Origin of the sequence: Rhodococcus sp. KBW08, from assembly GCF_003852455.1 — a bacterium.
Classification (GTDB): Bacteria; Actinomycetota; Actinomycetes; order Mycobacteriales; family Mycobacteriaceae; genus Rhodococcus_F; species Rhodococcus_F baikonurensis.
Genome location: NZ_QAJJ01000017.1, coordinates 110,725 through 125,794, shown reverse-complemented (window position 1 = coordinate 125,794; position 15,070 = coordinate 110,725). Strand labels below are relative to the sequence as shown.

The following is a 15,070-nucleotide window of genomic DNA, read 5'->3' as shown; positions in this document are numbered from 1 at the left end:
GCTCCGGTTTATCGATTCTCGAATCATGTACCAATCGGTCTAGTGATGCAAGGTTTTGTTTATTTCCGCACTTCAGGTGTTGTCCATATGTGTACTGATCGGTATATTGGGCTTATGTCTACAAGGGATTTGTTGGTCGATGCCGCCGCTGACTTGTTGCAGCGGAAGGGCTACGCGGGAACGGGTGTGTCGGAAGTACTCTCGGCGAGCGCGACTACCAAGGGTTCCTTGTACTTTCACTTTCCCGGCGGCAAGGAAGAACTCGCAGGCGAGGCTCTGAGGCGACGCGGCGAGGCAATGGCCGCTTTCATCCGACATCTGCTGGAGAGCTCACCCGATGCGGCCACCGCGATCTCGGCCTTCGCCGCAGCACTGGCTGCTCGGTTGTCGGATTCGGACTACGAGCGCGGATGCGCATTGGCCACGGCAACACTCGACGCCGCAACCGAATCCGAGGTCATCCGTGGGGCTTGCGTGGACGGATACAACTCGTGGCTCGCACTGCTGGCCCAGCGGCTCGAAGCAGACGGCTGGTCCCCCGAAGACGCAGAGTCGGAGGCAATTCTCGCTCTGTCCGCACTCGAGGGCGCGCTTGTGCTCGCTCGCGCGCGTCAGGATCCCGCTCCGCTTCACACCTCGGGTCGGCTGCTCTCCGAACGATTGCGGAACGCAGCGCCTCGGCGATAGCGCGTTGGATACGAGAAGCCCCCACGCTGATCGAGTAGTACTACTCATCTGATCGGTTCGGCCAGGCAGCAAGCTCGTATCCATGACCACACCGAGCTCTTCCGCTGTCGATCCGCGACTGGTGACAGCTCTGTCTGCCGAGTGCGACAGCATCGGCCGACAGTTGCGTCACATGGGCCAGAACCTGTCGATACTGCAGGCTCAGCTGGCCTCGACCGCCGTGCCCGCGCCGGTAGCTCCGGCACCGGTAGCTTCAGCTCCCATCGTTCCGGTGCACCCGATGCAGCCGGTCCGTCCTCAGCAGAGCGTGCCCGCCTGGCAACCACCGGCGTATCCGGTGGCTGCGCCTCGGCAGCCCTGGTGGCAGCGCGATGGCGTCATCAGTCGACTCCTGGCCGCGGCCGGTGTTGCCGTCACCCTGATCGGCGTCGTGATGCTGCTGGTACTTGCCGCGCAGGCCGGATTCTTCGGACCGCCGCTGCGGGTACTCGGTGGCGCACTCCTTTCCGGCGCCTTGGTGTTTGCCGGTGTGCGGGTCCACGGACGCCCAGGCGGCAAAGTGGGGGCGATTGCTCTGGCTGCCACCGGTTTTGCGGGAATGTACCTCGACGTCGTCGCGGCGTCTGTTCTCTACGGCTGGGTGGCGACGCCGCTCGCGGTGGTGATCGCCTTCGGAATTGCTGCGGCCGGCGTTGCTCTGGCGGTGAAATGGGATTCCGAGTCACTGGCGCTCATGATCGTTCTGGGCGCAGCGGTGCTGGCTCCAGTACTGACGTCGGGAATATCGTTGACCCTCATCGGTTTCCTGTTCGCGATCCAGTCGGCGACGTTCTCCGCCCAGCTCGGTCGTGACTGGAAGTACCTGGGAATGGCGCGCACCGTACCGGTGGTTCTCGCACTGCTCGTAGCGACAGCGTCGGAGTCCATATTCAACGAATCCGGTAACAGCTCACTGCAATTGGTGATCAGTGCCGTCGTGGTTGCGGGTGTGGGAGTCGGCTGCGCGATGGCCCTGCAGTGGACGGGTTCGCCTTCGCGTGACGGTGTTGCAGGGGCGTGGTCCACCGCGACCCTTGTTGTCTCGACCCTTCCGCTGATGAGCGTCGGGGCCGTGCTCGGAAACACCGAATCCGCAGTGCTGTACGGAATTGCTGCGGCACTACTTCTTTCCGCTGCAGCGGCGGCCAAGCCTTTGCCGACGCAACTGCGATTCGGACTGGGCGCAACCGGCGCTCTTGCATTGTTGCTGTGCTGCTTGTCCGGGGCGTCGGAATCTCTGGTCGTACCGCTGGTCCTCACCGTCGGCATGATCTTCCTCGGAGTCTCGCTCCACGCGTGTTCGCGCTTCGTCTTCGCTCTCGGAACCGCCTTTGCGGCCATCGGATCGATCGGATACCTCACGACGGTTCCGCCGGAAGCGTTGACGACCGCCCGTGCCGCATCCATGCAACTCGGTGCGATCACGGCACTCTCGAGCCTGACGGCGATAGGCGCACTGGTGATGCTGGTGTGGGCGATTCACCGACTGAAGTTGGTCGCCGATACCAATGCGGCGGTTCTATGGGCGGCCGCAGGGTTCGGTGTCCTCTACGCGGTGACGTGTGCGCTCGTCTCATCAGGCGTCGAAATTTTCGACAGCGCAACCGGATTCGTTGTCGGACACAGCGTTGCCACCATCGTTTGGATGCTTGCCGCCACGTCAGCGCTGGTGCTCGGCCTGAACAACCGTCAGCACGCTCGCGTTTTGCTCGGAGCTGGTCTTGCTCTCACCAGCGCGGCAGTGGCCAAGCTGTTCCTCTTCGACCTGGCCACGCTCAGTGGGCTGGTGCGCAGCGCTGCCTTCCTGGTGGTCGGCTTGCTGCTCCTGCTGGTCGGGACTCGTTATGCACGAGCCTTCGCCAAGCAGGAGCAGGTCAGCTCCGCTTCTGGCGAGCGATGAGCTCGCTGACACTGATGGCGCCCGCGTCGTCAGGTCGGTGCCTGCCGGTGGCGTTGTCGTCGCCGTCAGAGGCATCCGAGACTCGGGGCTCGGTGGGACGACGCTCCGGAGCGATCGGTGGAGGCGGCGACTGGGGGGTCGCCTCCACCGAGGTCGGGGCCGAGCCGTTGGTAGCCGAGCCGTTGGAGGCACCGTTCCGGCCCGCACCGTTAGCGCTCGCACCGTTAGCGCTCGAACCGTTGGTACTTGAACCGTTGGTCACAGCTCCATTTGCCGCCGAACCGTTTGTACGCGAAGGCGTCCGGACCACCGGTAGCGGCCGTGAGGCCGGGGGAGTCTGTTCCCGAGCCCGCAGGTCCGACAACCAGCTCTCGATGGGACGCTCGGCCGGCGCCGCAGGCGTGGGGTTTCTGCGCTTGTCGCTGGCGTTCGGTTGCGGCCGGTACGAGGGATTGGGCACCGGTGCCTCGATCAGGTTCTGGGGGGCGCTGGCTGCACTCCCGATATCGAGACGGCGCCGCGGTGCGGGCTTCTCTGCGGCGGGAGCCTCCGTGTTGGGTGCCTTCACCGCCATTTCGCTGAGCGGAATGGGCTCGGTGAGGGGATCCGGAACGCGAGGTCCACTTTCCGGCTGTGCGGCGGGGGCAGGGGGCGGCATGACCCGCGAGGCCGCTTCGATCTTGCGCGACTGACCCGGTCCGGCGATCGCACCGACGGGCGCGATCTGTGGGACGTTCGCGAGTACCAGCTCGTTGTCGAGAATCGGCTCACCGAGCCCGATCTTCTGCTGGATCCGCTTCATCCAGGCCGGAGCCCACCAGCAGTCGTCCCCGAGCAGTTTCATGGTCGCCGGGACCAGGAACATTCGGATCAGCGTGGCATCGATGATCAGCGCAGAGATCATGCCGTACGAGATGTACTTCATCATCACCAGATCGGACAGGCCGAATGCACCGGTGACCACGATCAGGATCAGTGCGGCAGCGGTGATGATCCGGCCGGTATGTGCCGTGCCGATTCGGATCGATTCGGTAGTACTCGCGCCCTGCGCTCGCGCTTCGACCATGCGAGAAAGCAGGAACACTTCGTAGTCGGTCGACAGGCCGTAGACGATAGCGATGATCAACACCAGGACGGGAGACATGATCGGTCCCGGCGTGAAGTTCAGCAGACCCGAACCGTGCCCGTCGATGAAGATCCAGGTCAAGATTCCGAGTGTCGAACCCAGTCCGAGCGCGCTCATCAACGCAGCCTTGATGGGTAGGACGAGCGAACCGAACGTCAAGAACATCAGCAGCGTCGTCAGCAGGATGACCGACACGACCATCAGCGGCAGACGGTCGAGCAACGCGTCGACGCTGTCCTGCTCGATGGCCGGAGTACCGCCGACGAGAACAGTTGTGCCCTCGGGCCAATCCGCGGATCGCAGATAGTCGATGGTGGGACGCGCCTCGTTGCGCTCCGTCAGACCGGCTTTGAGGACGTTGACGCCGTCCTTGGTCGCAACCTCCGGGGTGAACTTCTCGACCAGACCCGGCGCAGCGTTTGCGGTCTTGGAAATCTGCCCGAGAGTGGTGTTGTCGGCTCCCTCGATGACGAGTCGAACGGGCTCGGTGCGATTGCCCGGGAAGAGTTCGTCGAACTGCGCCTGCGCGACACGCGTGGGGCTGTCCGGGGGCAGGTACGTCTCGTTGATCCCGCCGAACTTGATGCCCGTCAGCGGAATGATCATCAGCAGGAGAGCCGCGACGATCGGGACCGCGACCTTGAGCGGATGCTGCATGACCCAGCGGGTGAGCTTGCCCCAGAAACCGTTCTCGATTTCCTCGTTGGTCTTGGTCTGGCGCAGCTTCTTGAAGGTCAGCGCGTCGATCCGCTTACCGAGAATGCCGAGAATCGCGGGAAGAATCGTGATGGACGAGATTGCGGCAAGCATGACGGCAGCAATGGCGCCGTAGGCCACCGATTTGAGGAAGCCCTGCGGGAACAACAGCAGACCGCCGAGGCTGACGGCAACCATGGTCGCCGAGAACATGACCGTTCTGCCCGCCGTCATGACCGTTCGGCGTACTGCGGTCGGGGTGTCGTACCCCTCGGCTATCTCTTCTCGGAAACGGCTGACGATGAACAGTCCGTAGTCGATCGCCAGACCCAGGCCGACCAGAGACACCACCGGCGCAACAAACGCGTTGACCTCGGTGAAGTTGGTGATCAGTCGAATGATGCCGTTGGCGCCGATGACAGTGAGACCGCCGACGATCAGCGGGAGGGCAGCGGCGACGACGCCACCGAAGACGAAGAACAGCAGGACACCGACAGCGGGAATCGCGAGCATTTCCATGCGCTTGATGTCGTTGGCCATCGTGTCGTTGAGTGAATTCGCGACAGGTTGCAGGCCGGCGAGTTGCACGTCGACGCCGTCGATGTAGAACTGCGACTCGACGTCGCGGAAGTTGTTGGACACCGCGGTGTCGTTGTCGCCGGCGATCGCGATGCTGGTGACCGCGTGTTGCTTGGTCTTGTCCGCCAGGGCAGCCACCGAGAGACCGTTGTCGACCTTGAAGTACGAGCCGTTGATCTTCATGATCTGGTCAGGGTTGTCGGCGACGAGCCGCTGCAGATTGTCGATGACCTTCGCTTGGAACTCGGGGTCGTCGACGGTTTTGCCCTCCGGCGCCGTGTACAGCGCCAGAACGTCACCCGTCGTGCTGCGTCCGAACGTGCCGTCAGCGAGTTTTGCAGCCTCTACCGATTCCGACCCTGGATCGTCCCAGCCGCTCTGGCTGAGATGATCCTGCAGGCTCAGGCCGTACGCAGCGAGCCCGAGGAGCCCCGCCACCATGACAGCGATGACGGTGAAGCGGGCTCGATAGACGATGCTTCCCCAGCTGGCGAACACTGATCAACTCCTACTCGGCAACACTTTTTCGCCCGATGAGCAGGGCAGAAAGCGGTCGGAACGGCTGCAACCAGGCGCCCTCGTCGGGCAGGGTGTCCAGGCTTACCCGTGGCAGAGGCTCACGGAAGACACCTGGGATGTCCTCGAGATCGACGAAGTCCAAGATATCGGACGACACAGCCCAGCTGGCGTGTTCACGGAACCCGAGAACCTGCACGGGGATGCCGGTTGCTGCGATGTCCTCGAGGGGTTCGCGGAACGCTTGGCCGTCGGCGGACGCGACCATGATTCCGGCGAGGCCCTCGCCGTACCTGAGCGCGATGTGCTCGAGCATGTCCGAATCGACATCACTGTCTTCATCGACCTTCGGCTTGGCGAACACCGCGAAACCCACGTTACGCAAGGCTTCGACCCAAGGACGAACGACGTCGGCGCTGCCGGAGGCGATGTTGGTGAAGACGGTCGCTTCAGGCTCGAGCGTGCCGCTGTTCTGTGCGGACAGTTCGGCGGTGCGAGAGAGCAGCCAGCGACCCAACGCGTCGAATCGTGGCCGGTAGGCGGCGGTAGGCCGGCCACCGAGGATGGCGCCGAGGCCCATGTCGAGGTTAGGGGCGTCCCAGACCAGAAGCACCCGCTTGGGGTGGCGGGAGTCACGACCGAAGTCGAGAGGAGATTCCGACGACGTCACGTCGTCGGATAGCTGTTCGCTGACGCTCATGCTCTGATCTTCCCCCATATAAGCTCGGTGATTGCACTTCCGACCTTATGGGCTTTGTCCTCGAACTTGGTGACCGGACGCTCGTGGGTCATCGGAGACTCCCAGTCGAGCGCGGTCAGCAGCGGCTCGGCATTGCCGGCTTCTTCGATCCATTCGGCGTACTCGGCGTGATCGGTTGCCACGTGCAGCACTCCGCCAGGCTTGAGGCGGTTGGCGATCAGCGCGAACGTCGGCCCCTGCAGCAGGCGACGCTTGTGATGGCGGGCCTTGGGCCACGGATCCGGGAAGAACACCCGGACACCCGTCAGCGACTCGGGGGCGACCATGTTCTCCAGTACGTCCATCGCGTCACCACGCAGTACGCGGACGTTGGGAATCTCTTCACGTTCGACCTGCTGCAGAAGCTGCGCGAGCCCCGGGCGATACACCTCGATCGCGATCAGGTTCACGTGCGGCTCCGCCTTGGCCATTGCGGCCGTCGCGGTGCCGGTACCCGAACCGATCTCGATGATCAGGGGTGCTTCGCGTCCGAACCAGGCGTTCGCGTCGAGCGGTGTGTCCGAGACGTCGGCGCCGATGAGCGGCCACTGACGGTCCCAAGCCTGCTGCTGTGCGTCGGTCAGAGCACCCCGGCGAGAGCGAAAGCTGGTCACTCTCGGATGGAGACGGGACCCCTTGGTGTGGTCCGTCTGCCCCGTGTCTGGGGTCTGCGGTGCATGCTGATCGGCTTCGTTCACGAACCCATTGTCACGCATGATCCCCGTTTAGCGCAGACGGGTCTGAAGTTTGAGTTGAGACTTTCCGCGGAAAGTCCTGAATCCGCCGACTTCGGACAGTCGACGAAAGGGTGGTGTCACCTGCCGTCCTTGCCGAGAACCTGACAGAATCTCACCGACACGATGGGGACGTGGGGTGGGGATGAACACAGGATTTGCATGCCGTGATTGGTCACGAATGTTGCCCGCAGAATCGATCGACGACGCCTGCGCGGAGCCGATCGACCAGTTGCGCGCTCTGGCATATCGGCTGACGTCGATCGATTCGGGAGCCGCGGAGACGGTTCACTCCGTGCTCGGATCACTGACTGCGCCGCTCGAGCTGGTGGTCGCCGGACGGGCAGGGGTGGGGCGGTCGTCGTTGGCGCGGATCCTGGGGCGCGACGACCGGTTCTCGCGCAGAGTCGTCGGCGCACCGGTTGTGGTGACCGAGTCGCGGGCATTCGACGTCCCCGGAACGTCGAACCCCGATCTGGGTCGTCGTTGCGTTGTCTACGTAGTGGTAGACGCGGTCCGCGACGTCGACCGCCGAGCGATCGCCCGAGTCTCGGATCGGGCGGTGGTGGCTGCGAACAAGGCCGACCTGTTCGGGCCGCGCTGGGACGAGGCACTGGGACGGGCGGCGGAAATCTCGGAGACCGTCGGCGTGCACACGGTTCCGGTGGAGACATTGACCGGGCGCGGCGTCGAAGAGTTGTTCGCGGCCCTCGGCCCGGTCCTGGAGACGCAGTGGTGGCGCCGAGTCGAGCAGATCGGCCCGGCGCTGACGCAATCTGCCTCGCGCAACGCCGCCGGTAGAGACGAGATCGAGATGTATCTGAGGTCGGACTCCGCGGTGTTGTTCAGTGCCGCGGCGGCGATGACGAGCCCCGAAATTCGAGCCCTTCGTCAAGGCGAGCCTCCCGATCCTCGGACCGCTGACGACGCGGGCACGTGCAGTCGGTGGTGGGGCCGGCTCGTGGACGAGTCGGAACAGGCTCCGCAACAAAGGGTCTCACTGATTCGCCGCGGGTATGTGCGTCGGTGGGCGCAGCTCGGGGGCGATCGCTCCGCTCCGGTAGCGACCGATGAATAGCGTTTCGGTACTTCCGGATTCGGTGCTGCGCGTGGTGCAGCGATGGAATCCGGCATCCGATCCGGGTCGCCAGGTCGCCGCCGAAACATCCAGTGGCACTCGCATTTACGTCGTCGGCCCGTCGAGGTGCGGATGGGAAGACGTCGCGCAGATGTTCAGTGCCTCGGACAATTGTTCGACAGTGACACGCGAGGTGGACGCCGACGTCGTACTTTTGGTCGTCGACGCCGCCAGTGTGATCGGGCGCGAGGATCTTCTTCTCCTCGACGATGCCGCCGCGAGCGGAACCCCGGTGGTGGTGGCGCTGACCCGCGTCGACGTCTACCGAGACTGGCAGGCTGTGCGCCGGCGTGATGCCGAGATTCTCACTTCGCACTGCACCGCTTTTGCTCAGGCCCCGGTGGTCCCGATTGCGCCTGGTCAAGAGCAGTCGCTCGTCGAGGTCGTGAGCCGGGCGGCACGGGAGAGGGAAGCAGGCGGTTCGGATTCCGGTGTCATCGCACAGACGCGCCGGATGGTCGAGATGGAGATCCGGAATCTGCGTGACAGTGTTCCTGGTGCCGAACTGCGGGCCGAGCGATCACAGCTGCTCGCAGACCGTGACGGACGGCGAGGCGAACGCCTGGTGCAGGTCCGAAGCAGACTGCAGCGAGCGCGCGGGGATCTGTTGCAACAGATCGCCGACGCAACCCGGGCGACGGTCGCGGGGGCACGTGGCTGGGTCGACGAGGCCTCGCGAGCCGAATTGGGCAGCATGCCGATGCGGTTGCAGCACGAGGTCGACCATCACACCCGGGTCTTCGATGCCGCGATGGCGGCAGCGGTGGAAGTGGCGGGCACGACCGGGTACATGCCTTCCCCACGGGTTCCGGAGAACCCGCCGGGCCGTCAGCGCGGAAACGAGGAACGCGTGACAATTCTTGTCGGCGCGTCCGCGGGCCTCGGCCTCGGCCGGATCGCGGTGACTCCGCTGGAGATGATTCCGGCCCTGGAGTTCGCGAGCATCCCCGTGACGTTGGTTCTGGGTGGCGCCGCGGCCTGGTGGTTGGCGCGAACTCGCGCGCTGATGGCGGATCGTGCCCACTCCAGGTCGTGGATCGTCGAATCGATGTCGACCGTTCGCGCACAGTGGGAGCAGCGAGTGCAGAGCGTGCTGCTCGAGGCCGAAGCAGATCTGGGAGCGGCGATCATGGCGGAGAGCCGCGAGCAGTTGGCGTCGGCGCAGGCCCGAATCGCGGAGATCGACGGTGAACTTCGTGAGCTTGCTGCGGCCAGATCGGGTCAACTGGCGTCGTGCGAGCGCGACCTCGCCGTTTTGAACGCCGCCTACTGACGTTTCGCGAGTGCGGAGTTCTCCACAGCGCCGCAATTTCGGCCTCGACTGATCGTCGGGGTCTGGTAATACTGAGCGGACGGTTTCGGTAGGGGTTGCCGAAGCAGTAGGTCACCATCCAGTAGGGGGAGTAATGGACGCATTTCTGATCACGCCCGGACACATCGACGGGCACGGCTTCGACGCCGAACCACTCGATCCGGGGCGTATCGAGCCCGAGACTTTCCGGCCCTCGTCGGGACCGGTCGACGCCGGCGACCTGAACTTCGACGCCTTCGACTTGGACGGTGACGGAACGGTCGACAGCCGTGTCGTCCACACCGACGACGCCGTCGTGATCGTGTCCGATTTCGATCGTGACGGTAGCGCCGATCGCCTCACGATGATCGAGTCGGACGGGGATTACTCGGCCTGGGAATGCAGTCGAGACGACGAAGGCGCCCTCGTGTGGCAGAAAATCGATGCCGGAGCGCTCTGAAAAGCTTCCGTTTATGTGCTCTGAGCGCCGGGTAGGCACCTGAACACACCAACTGAATCGTTTCTGTGACATTTCTGACCGCACCCGATTACCTGCAGGTGAACAGCCAGCGTTAACCTCAATACATAGGACACCCGGCGTCCGTGAAATCCACGTGAGTGGATGACGCGGCTGGACCCCGTCGAGAGGGGGACACCGGGATCGACTGGTATCGGGGCGCTGCAGTTCGCATCCGGTGTCACGAGAACCCGGTTCCGGCTCACCCCAGGAGAGTTTGATGACCTCAGCGACCATTCCCGGTCTCAATGGAACTGACGGCACGCCCCCCACGCAGCACAAGGAACTGCTTGCATGGGTGCAAGAGGTTGCCGAACTCACCCAGCCTGATCGCGTCGTCTTCGCAGACGGCTCGGACGAAGAATGGGACCGACTGACAACGAAGTTGGTCGAGGCAGGAACCTTCACCCGCCTCAACGACGAGAAGAAGCCGAACTCTTTCCTCGGCAACTCCGATCCGTCCGATGTCGCGCGAGTCGAATCGCGTACGTACATCTGCTCGAAGGAAGAAATCGACGCAGGCCCCACCAACAACTGGATGGACCCCGCGGAGATGCGCACCCTCATGGGTGACCTGTACCGCGGTTGCATGCGTGGACGCACCATGTACGTCGTGCCGTTCTGCATGGGTCCCCTCGACGCCGAGGATCCGAAGCTGGGCGTCGAGCTCACCGATTCCGAGTACGTCGTCGTCTCCATGCGCGTCATGACCCGCATGGGCAGCAAGGTTCTCGACAAGCTCGGCACCGACGGATTCTTCGTCAAGGCGCTGCACTCGCTGGGCGCTCCGCTGGCCGAAGGCCAGGAAGACGTCGCGTGGCCGTGCAACGACACCAAGTACATCACCCACTTCCCCGAGGATCGTGAGATCTGGAGCTTCGGTTCCGGCTACGGCGGAAACGCTCTCCTGGGCAAGAAGTGCTACTCGCTGCGTATCGCTTCGGCAATGGCGCACGACGAGGGCTGGCTGGCCGAGCACATGCTCATCCTCAAGCTCATCTCGCCCGAGGACAAGGCCTACTACATCGCGGCGGCATTCCCCTCCGCTTGTGGCAAGACCAACCTCGCGATGATCCAGCCGACCATCCCCGGATGGCGCGCCGAGACCCTCGGTGACGACATCGCCTGGATGCGTTTCGGTGAGGACGGACAGCTCTACGCCGTCAACCCGGAATTCGGTTTCTTCGGCGTGGCTCCCGGCACCAACTGGTCGTCGAACCCCAACGCCATGCGCACCATCGACCAGGGCAACACGGTCTTCACCAACGTCGCTCTGACCGACGACGGTGACGTCTGGTGGGAAGGCCTCGAAGGCGACCCGCAGCACCTGATCGACTGGAAGGGCAACGAGTGGACGCCCGAGTCGGGCACCCATGCGGCTCATCCCAACTCGCGTTACTGCACCCCGATGTCGCAGTGCCCGATCATGGCTCCCGAGTGGGACGACCCGAAGGGCGTGCCGATCTCGGCAATCCTCTTCGGTGGACGCCGCAAGACGACGGTTCCGCTGGTCACCGAGGCTCGCGACTGGCAGCACGGCGTCTTCATGGGTGCAACGGTCGGCTCCGAGCAGACCGCAGCAGCCGAAGGCCAGGTCGGTACGGTTCGCCGCGATCCGATGGCGATGCTGCCGTTCCTCGGCTACAACGTCGGTGACTACTTCCAGCACTGGATCGACCTCGGCAAGTCCGCGGACGCGTCCAAGCTCCCCAAGGTCTTCTACGTCAACTGGTTCCGCCGCGGCGACGACGGACGCTTCCTGTGGCCAGGCTTCGGCGAGAACTCTCGCGTCCTGAAGTGGATCGTCGAGCGCATCGAGCACAAGGCTGCCGGCATCGACACCCCGATCGGCGTCGTTCCCACCGGATCGGCACTCGACATCGAAGGACTGGACGTGTCGGACGCCGACATCACCGAGGCCCTCGCGGTCAACATCGACGAGTGGAAGGCCGAGATCCCGCTCATCGAAGAGTGGTTCGACTTCGTCGGCGAGAAGCTGCCGACCGGCATTCGTGACGAGTTCGAAGCTCTGAAGCAGCGGTTGGCCTGATAAACCGCCCCCGTATGTAGTGGCCTGATGCCGCATTGGTTCAATTTGATGAACCGATGCGGCATCGGTCGTCTGTATGCCCTTGCCTGTAGCCGTTAAGCAGTTCAGCCGTTATGCAGTTCAGCCGTAAAGCAGTGATCAGCGAGCGGGTCGACACACTCGATCCTCAGGAGGACCAGATATGAGCGGGATCTACAACAACGTGACCGAATTGGTCGGGCGCACCCCGATCGTGCGGCTCAACCGTCTGACCGAGGGCCTGGACGCACAGGTCGCCGTCAAGCTCGAGTTCTACAACCCGGCCAACAGCGTCAAGGACCGGATCGGCGTGGCGATCATCGACGCCGCCGAGAAGTCCGGTGCACTCAAGCCCGGTGGCACGATCGTCGAGGGCACCAGTGGTAACACCGGTATCGCACTCGCCATGGTCGGTGCTGCTCGCGGCTACAAGGTCATCCTGACCATGCCCGAGACCATGTCCACCGAGCGTCGCGTGATGCTGCGTGCTTACGGCGCCGAGATCGTCCTGACCCCGGGCTCCGAGGGCATGGCCGGTGCAGTCGCCAAGGCCAAGGAAATCGTCGAGCAGACCGAGAACGCAGTCTCGGCCAGCCAGTTCGCGAACCCGGCCAACCCGGCCATCCACGAGGCCACGACGGGCGAAGAGGTCTGGGCCGACACCGACGGCGCCGTCGACATCTTCGTGTCCGGCATCGGCACCGGCGGCACCATCACCGGCGTCGGACGCACCCTTCGCAAGTACAAGCCCGAGGTCAAGATCGTCGGCGTCGAGCCCATCGACTCGCCGATCCTCAACGGTGGCCAGCCCGGCCCCCACAAGATCCAGGGAATCGGCGCGAACTTCGTGCCCGACGTCCTCGATCGTGAGATCTACGACGAGATCATCGACGTTTCGTTCCCCGATTCCATCGAGGTCGCTCGCGCGCTCGGCACCAAGGAAGGCATCCTGGGCGGCATCTCGTCCGGTGCCATCGTCTGGGCCGCACTCGAGTTGGCGAAGCGTCCGGAAAATGCCGGCAAGCTGATCGTGGCTGTCGTGTGCGACTTCGGCGAGCGTTACATCTCCACCCCGCTGTTCGAACACATCCGGGACTGAGACTTGTGAGTATCCTCGGGACAATTCGCGAGGACCTGCAGGCTGCGCGCGGTCAGGATCCTGCCGCGCGCAGCAATGTGGAGAACGCGCTCGTTTATTCAGGGCTGCATGCCATTTGGGCGCATCGGGTTGCGCATCGCATGTGGGCCGTCCCCGCCTTACGTGGCCCGGCGCGAGTGCTCTCGCAGCTGACGCGCTTCGTCACCGGCATCGAGATCCATCCGGGCGCCACCATCGGTCGACGGTTCTTCATCGACCACGGCATGGGCGTCGTGATCGGGGAGACGGCCGAAGTCGGTAACGACGTGATGCTCTATCACGGCGTCACTCTCGGTGGTCGCTCGCTCGAGCAGGTCAAGCGTCACCCGACGCTGGGTGACCGGGTCACCGTCGGCGCTGGTGCCAAGATCCTCGGACCTGTCGTCATCGGTGAAGGTAGCGCTATCGGCGCCAATGCCGTTGTCACCAGAGATGTTCCGGCCGAATCCATCGCGACGGGTATCCCGGCGGTGGCGCGGCCACGGACTACCAAGGAGAAACTGGTGGACCCGAACAGTTACATCGATCCTGCGATGTACATCTGAAGCTGTCCTTCTTCGATGGCCACCCTCGTGTAGACGACGGGTGGTCATCGGCGTCTGCTCAGGGTCGCGTCAGGCGCCACCCGAGACGTCCCAGTACGACGGCCGTCAAAGCACCCAGTACTGCTCCGATCATGGGATAGCAGGCAAGGACGAGCCAGCGCGGATCGTCCGATCGGGCGTCGAAAGCGATGTTCATCGACGACTCGTAGTCCCGAGCCATCTGGACGCCGCGCAGTGGTACGTAGGAACCCTGATAGACGATTGTCTCGTCGGGACTGGTCATCACGTCGATCAGACTGCCCACCAGGGGAATTCCCCCGACGACAAATCCCAGAACCGCCAGAATCACGATCAGTGCGCGCATCGAACAAGCCTATCGCCCGGCCGTAGAGTTCAGACTGTGATCGACGGTTCTTCGGGCGTCGAGAGGGTCAGGATCGCCCGCACGACGCGTGGACTCTGCTCGAGTGAGCGTTCGAGTTCGCGCAACGTGTGGGCCACTCGGGATTCCGCGTAGTCACCGACCAGATCGACGCTGGCCACCAGGTACACCTGCCGCGGCCCGAGGTATTCCATGCGCAGGAACGTAATTCGGTTGATTTCGGGTAGTTGGGTGAGAGCTTCGACGGCTGCTGCTCGCAGCGTCGGCGAGGCCTCTTCGCCGACCAGGAAGCGGCGGTTGCGGTCGATCAAGATGATCGCGATGACCCCGAGGAGAATGCCGACGAAGATGGAACCGAGGGCGTCGGGGATCGGTGAACCGGTGATCTGGTGCAGCAGAACACCGACGAACGCGATGACCAAACCGATAAGTGCCGCAGCGTCTTCGGCGAACACGGCCCGGGTCGTCGGGTCGGAGGTGTTGAGCGCCTGGGCCATCACGTCGCGGTTCACGGCAGATGCTTCGGTGCGGAGTTGCTTGTACGCCTGCCGGAACGAGATGCCTTCGAGGACGAACGAGACGCCGAGGACTGCGTAGGCGACACCGAAGTCGGTGGCCGGTTCGGAATGGAACAGTTCCTGGATGCCGTGGGTGATTGACACACCCGCGCCGAGTGCAAACAGTCCGAGGGCGGCGAACATCGACCAGATGTAGGCCTCCCGGCCGTACCCGAGTGGCTGGTCTCGGTCCGGTACCCGTTTCGAGCGGCGGTTCGCGATCAGCAGCAGCACTTCGTTGCCGGTATCGGCCCAGGAGTGGGTGGCCTCGGCGACCATCGATGCAGATCCGGTGACGATGGCGGCCGCCGTTTTGGCACCGGCGATCAGCGCGTTCGCCGCAAACGCCAGAACGACTGTCGTGGTGCTCTCGTCGCCGTTTCCCGTCGGCTCGGCCTTGGGTTCGATGCTCACGAAC

The 15,070-nt window shown here is 63.9% G+C and carries 13 protein-coding genes; 8 read left to right on the top strand and 5 right to left on the bottom strand.

Annotated elements, in window-relative coordinates; genetic code table 11:
* Positions 1–114 precede the first annotated feature (114 nt).
* Together DBV08_RS21245 and DBV08_RS21240 are read left to right on the top strand one after the other, a co-directional pair.
* Complete coding sequence (locus DBV08_RS21245; RefSeq protein WP_124568751.1) at positions 115–687, top strand: TetR/AcrR family transcriptional regulator; 573 nt, start codon at positions 115–117, stop codon at positions 685–687.
* A gap of 82 nt (positions 688–769) precedes the next feature.
* Complete coding sequence (locus DBV08_RS21240) at positions 770–2,626, top strand: DUF2339 domain-containing protein (RefSeq protein WP_124568750.1); 1,857 nt, start codon at positions 770–772, stop codon at positions 2,624–2,626.
* On the opposite strand, the gene DBV08_RS21235 is transcribed toward DBV08_RS21240, so the two are convergent.
* Genes DBV08_RS21235 through trmB form a run of 3 tightly spaced genes read right to left on the bottom strand, consistent with a single transcriptional unit; the run spans position 2,601 to position 6,998 of the window.
* Positions 2,601–5,525, bottom strand: coding sequence for an MMPL family transporter (locus tag DBV08_RS21235; RefSeq protein ID WP_124568749.1), 2,925 nt, complete (start codon positions 5,523–5,525; stop codon positions 2,601–2,603). The genes DBV08_RS21240 and DBV08_RS21235 overlap by 26 nt on opposite strands.
* 10 nt (positions 5,526–5,535) lie before the next feature.
* Positions 5,536–6,243 carry an NYN domain-containing protein gene (locus tag DBV08_RS21230; RefSeq protein ID WP_003945733.1) on the bottom strand — a complete coding sequence of 236 codons (708 nt, stop codon included), beginning with the start codon at positions 6,241–6,243 and terminating at the stop codon, positions 5,536–5,538.
* Positions 6,240–6,998 carry a tRNA (guanosine(46)-N7)-methyltransferase TrmB gene (gene trmB, locus DBV08_RS21225; RefSeq protein WP_037132323.1) on the bottom strand — a complete coding sequence of 253 codons (759 nt, stop codon included), beginning with the start codon at positions 6,996–6,998 and terminating at the stop codon, positions 6,240–6,242. The genes DBV08_RS21230 and trmB overlap by 4 nt, the downstream gene beginning before the upstream one ends.
* A 163-nt stretch (positions 6,999–7,161) precedes the next feature.
* Between trmB and DBV08_RS21220 the strand changes: the two genes are divergently transcribed.
* From DBV08_RS21220 to epsC, 6 genes are all read left to right on the top strand, one after another.
* Positions 7,162–8,094, top strand: coding sequence for a GTPase domain-containing protein (locus DBV08_RS21220; RefSeq protein ID WP_260395684.1), 933 nt, complete (start codon positions 7,162–7,164; stop codon positions 8,092–8,094).
* Positions 8,087–9,427, top strand: a complete 1,341-nt coding sequence (locus DBV08_RS21215; RefSeq protein ID WP_260395683.1) for a hypothetical protein — start codon at positions 8,087–8,089, stop codon at positions 9,425–9,427. The genes DBV08_RS21220 and DBV08_RS21215 overlap by 8 nt, the downstream gene beginning before the upstream one ends.
* 133 nt (positions 9,428–9,560) lie before the next feature.
* Complete coding sequence (locus DBV08_RS21210) at positions 9,561–9,905, top strand: DUF6802 family protein (RefSeq protein WP_124568748.1); 345 nt, start codon at positions 9,561–9,563, stop codon at positions 9,903–9,905.
* Between the two features lie 277 nt (positions 9,906–10,182).
* Positions 10,183–12,012, top strand: a complete 1,830-nt coding sequence (locus DBV08_RS21205; protein ID WP_003945806.1) for a phosphoenolpyruvate carboxykinase (GTP) — start codon at positions 10,183–10,185, stop codon at positions 12,010–12,012.
* A gap of 181 nt (positions 12,013–12,193) precedes the next feature.
* Positions 12,194–13,129 carry a cysteine synthase A gene (gene cysK / locus DBV08_RS21200; protein ID WP_003945916.1) on the top strand — a complete coding sequence of 312 codons (936 nt, stop codon included), beginning with the start codon at positions 12,194–12,196 and terminating at the stop codon, positions 13,127–13,129.
* Between the two features lie 5 nt (positions 13,130–13,134).
* Positions 13,135–13,713: a serine O-acetyltransferase EpsC gene (epsC, locus tag DBV08_RS21195; protein WP_003945907.1), complete on the top strand. Its 579-nt coding sequence runs from the start codon at positions 13,135–13,137 to the stop codon at positions 13,711–13,713.
* A gap of 58 nt (positions 13,714–13,771) precedes the next feature.
* Here epsC and DBV08_RS21190 read toward each other — a convergent pair whose 3' ends face one another.
* Both DBV08_RS21190 and DBV08_RS21185 read right to left on the bottom strand, forming a co-directional pair.
* On the bottom strand, positions 13,772–14,077 hold the full coding sequence (locus tag DBV08_RS21190) for a hypothetical protein (RefSeq protein ID WP_124568747.1): 306 nt from the start codon (positions 14,075–14,077) through the stop codon (positions 13,772–13,774).
* Between the two features lie 29 nt (positions 14,078–14,106).
* On the bottom strand, positions 14,107–15,066 hold the full coding sequence (locus DBV08_RS21185; RefSeq protein ID WP_124568746.1) for a cation diffusion facilitator family transporter: 960 nt from the start codon (positions 15,064–15,066) through the stop codon (positions 14,107–14,109).
* Between the last annotated feature and the right edge of the window lie 4 nt (positions 15,067–15,070).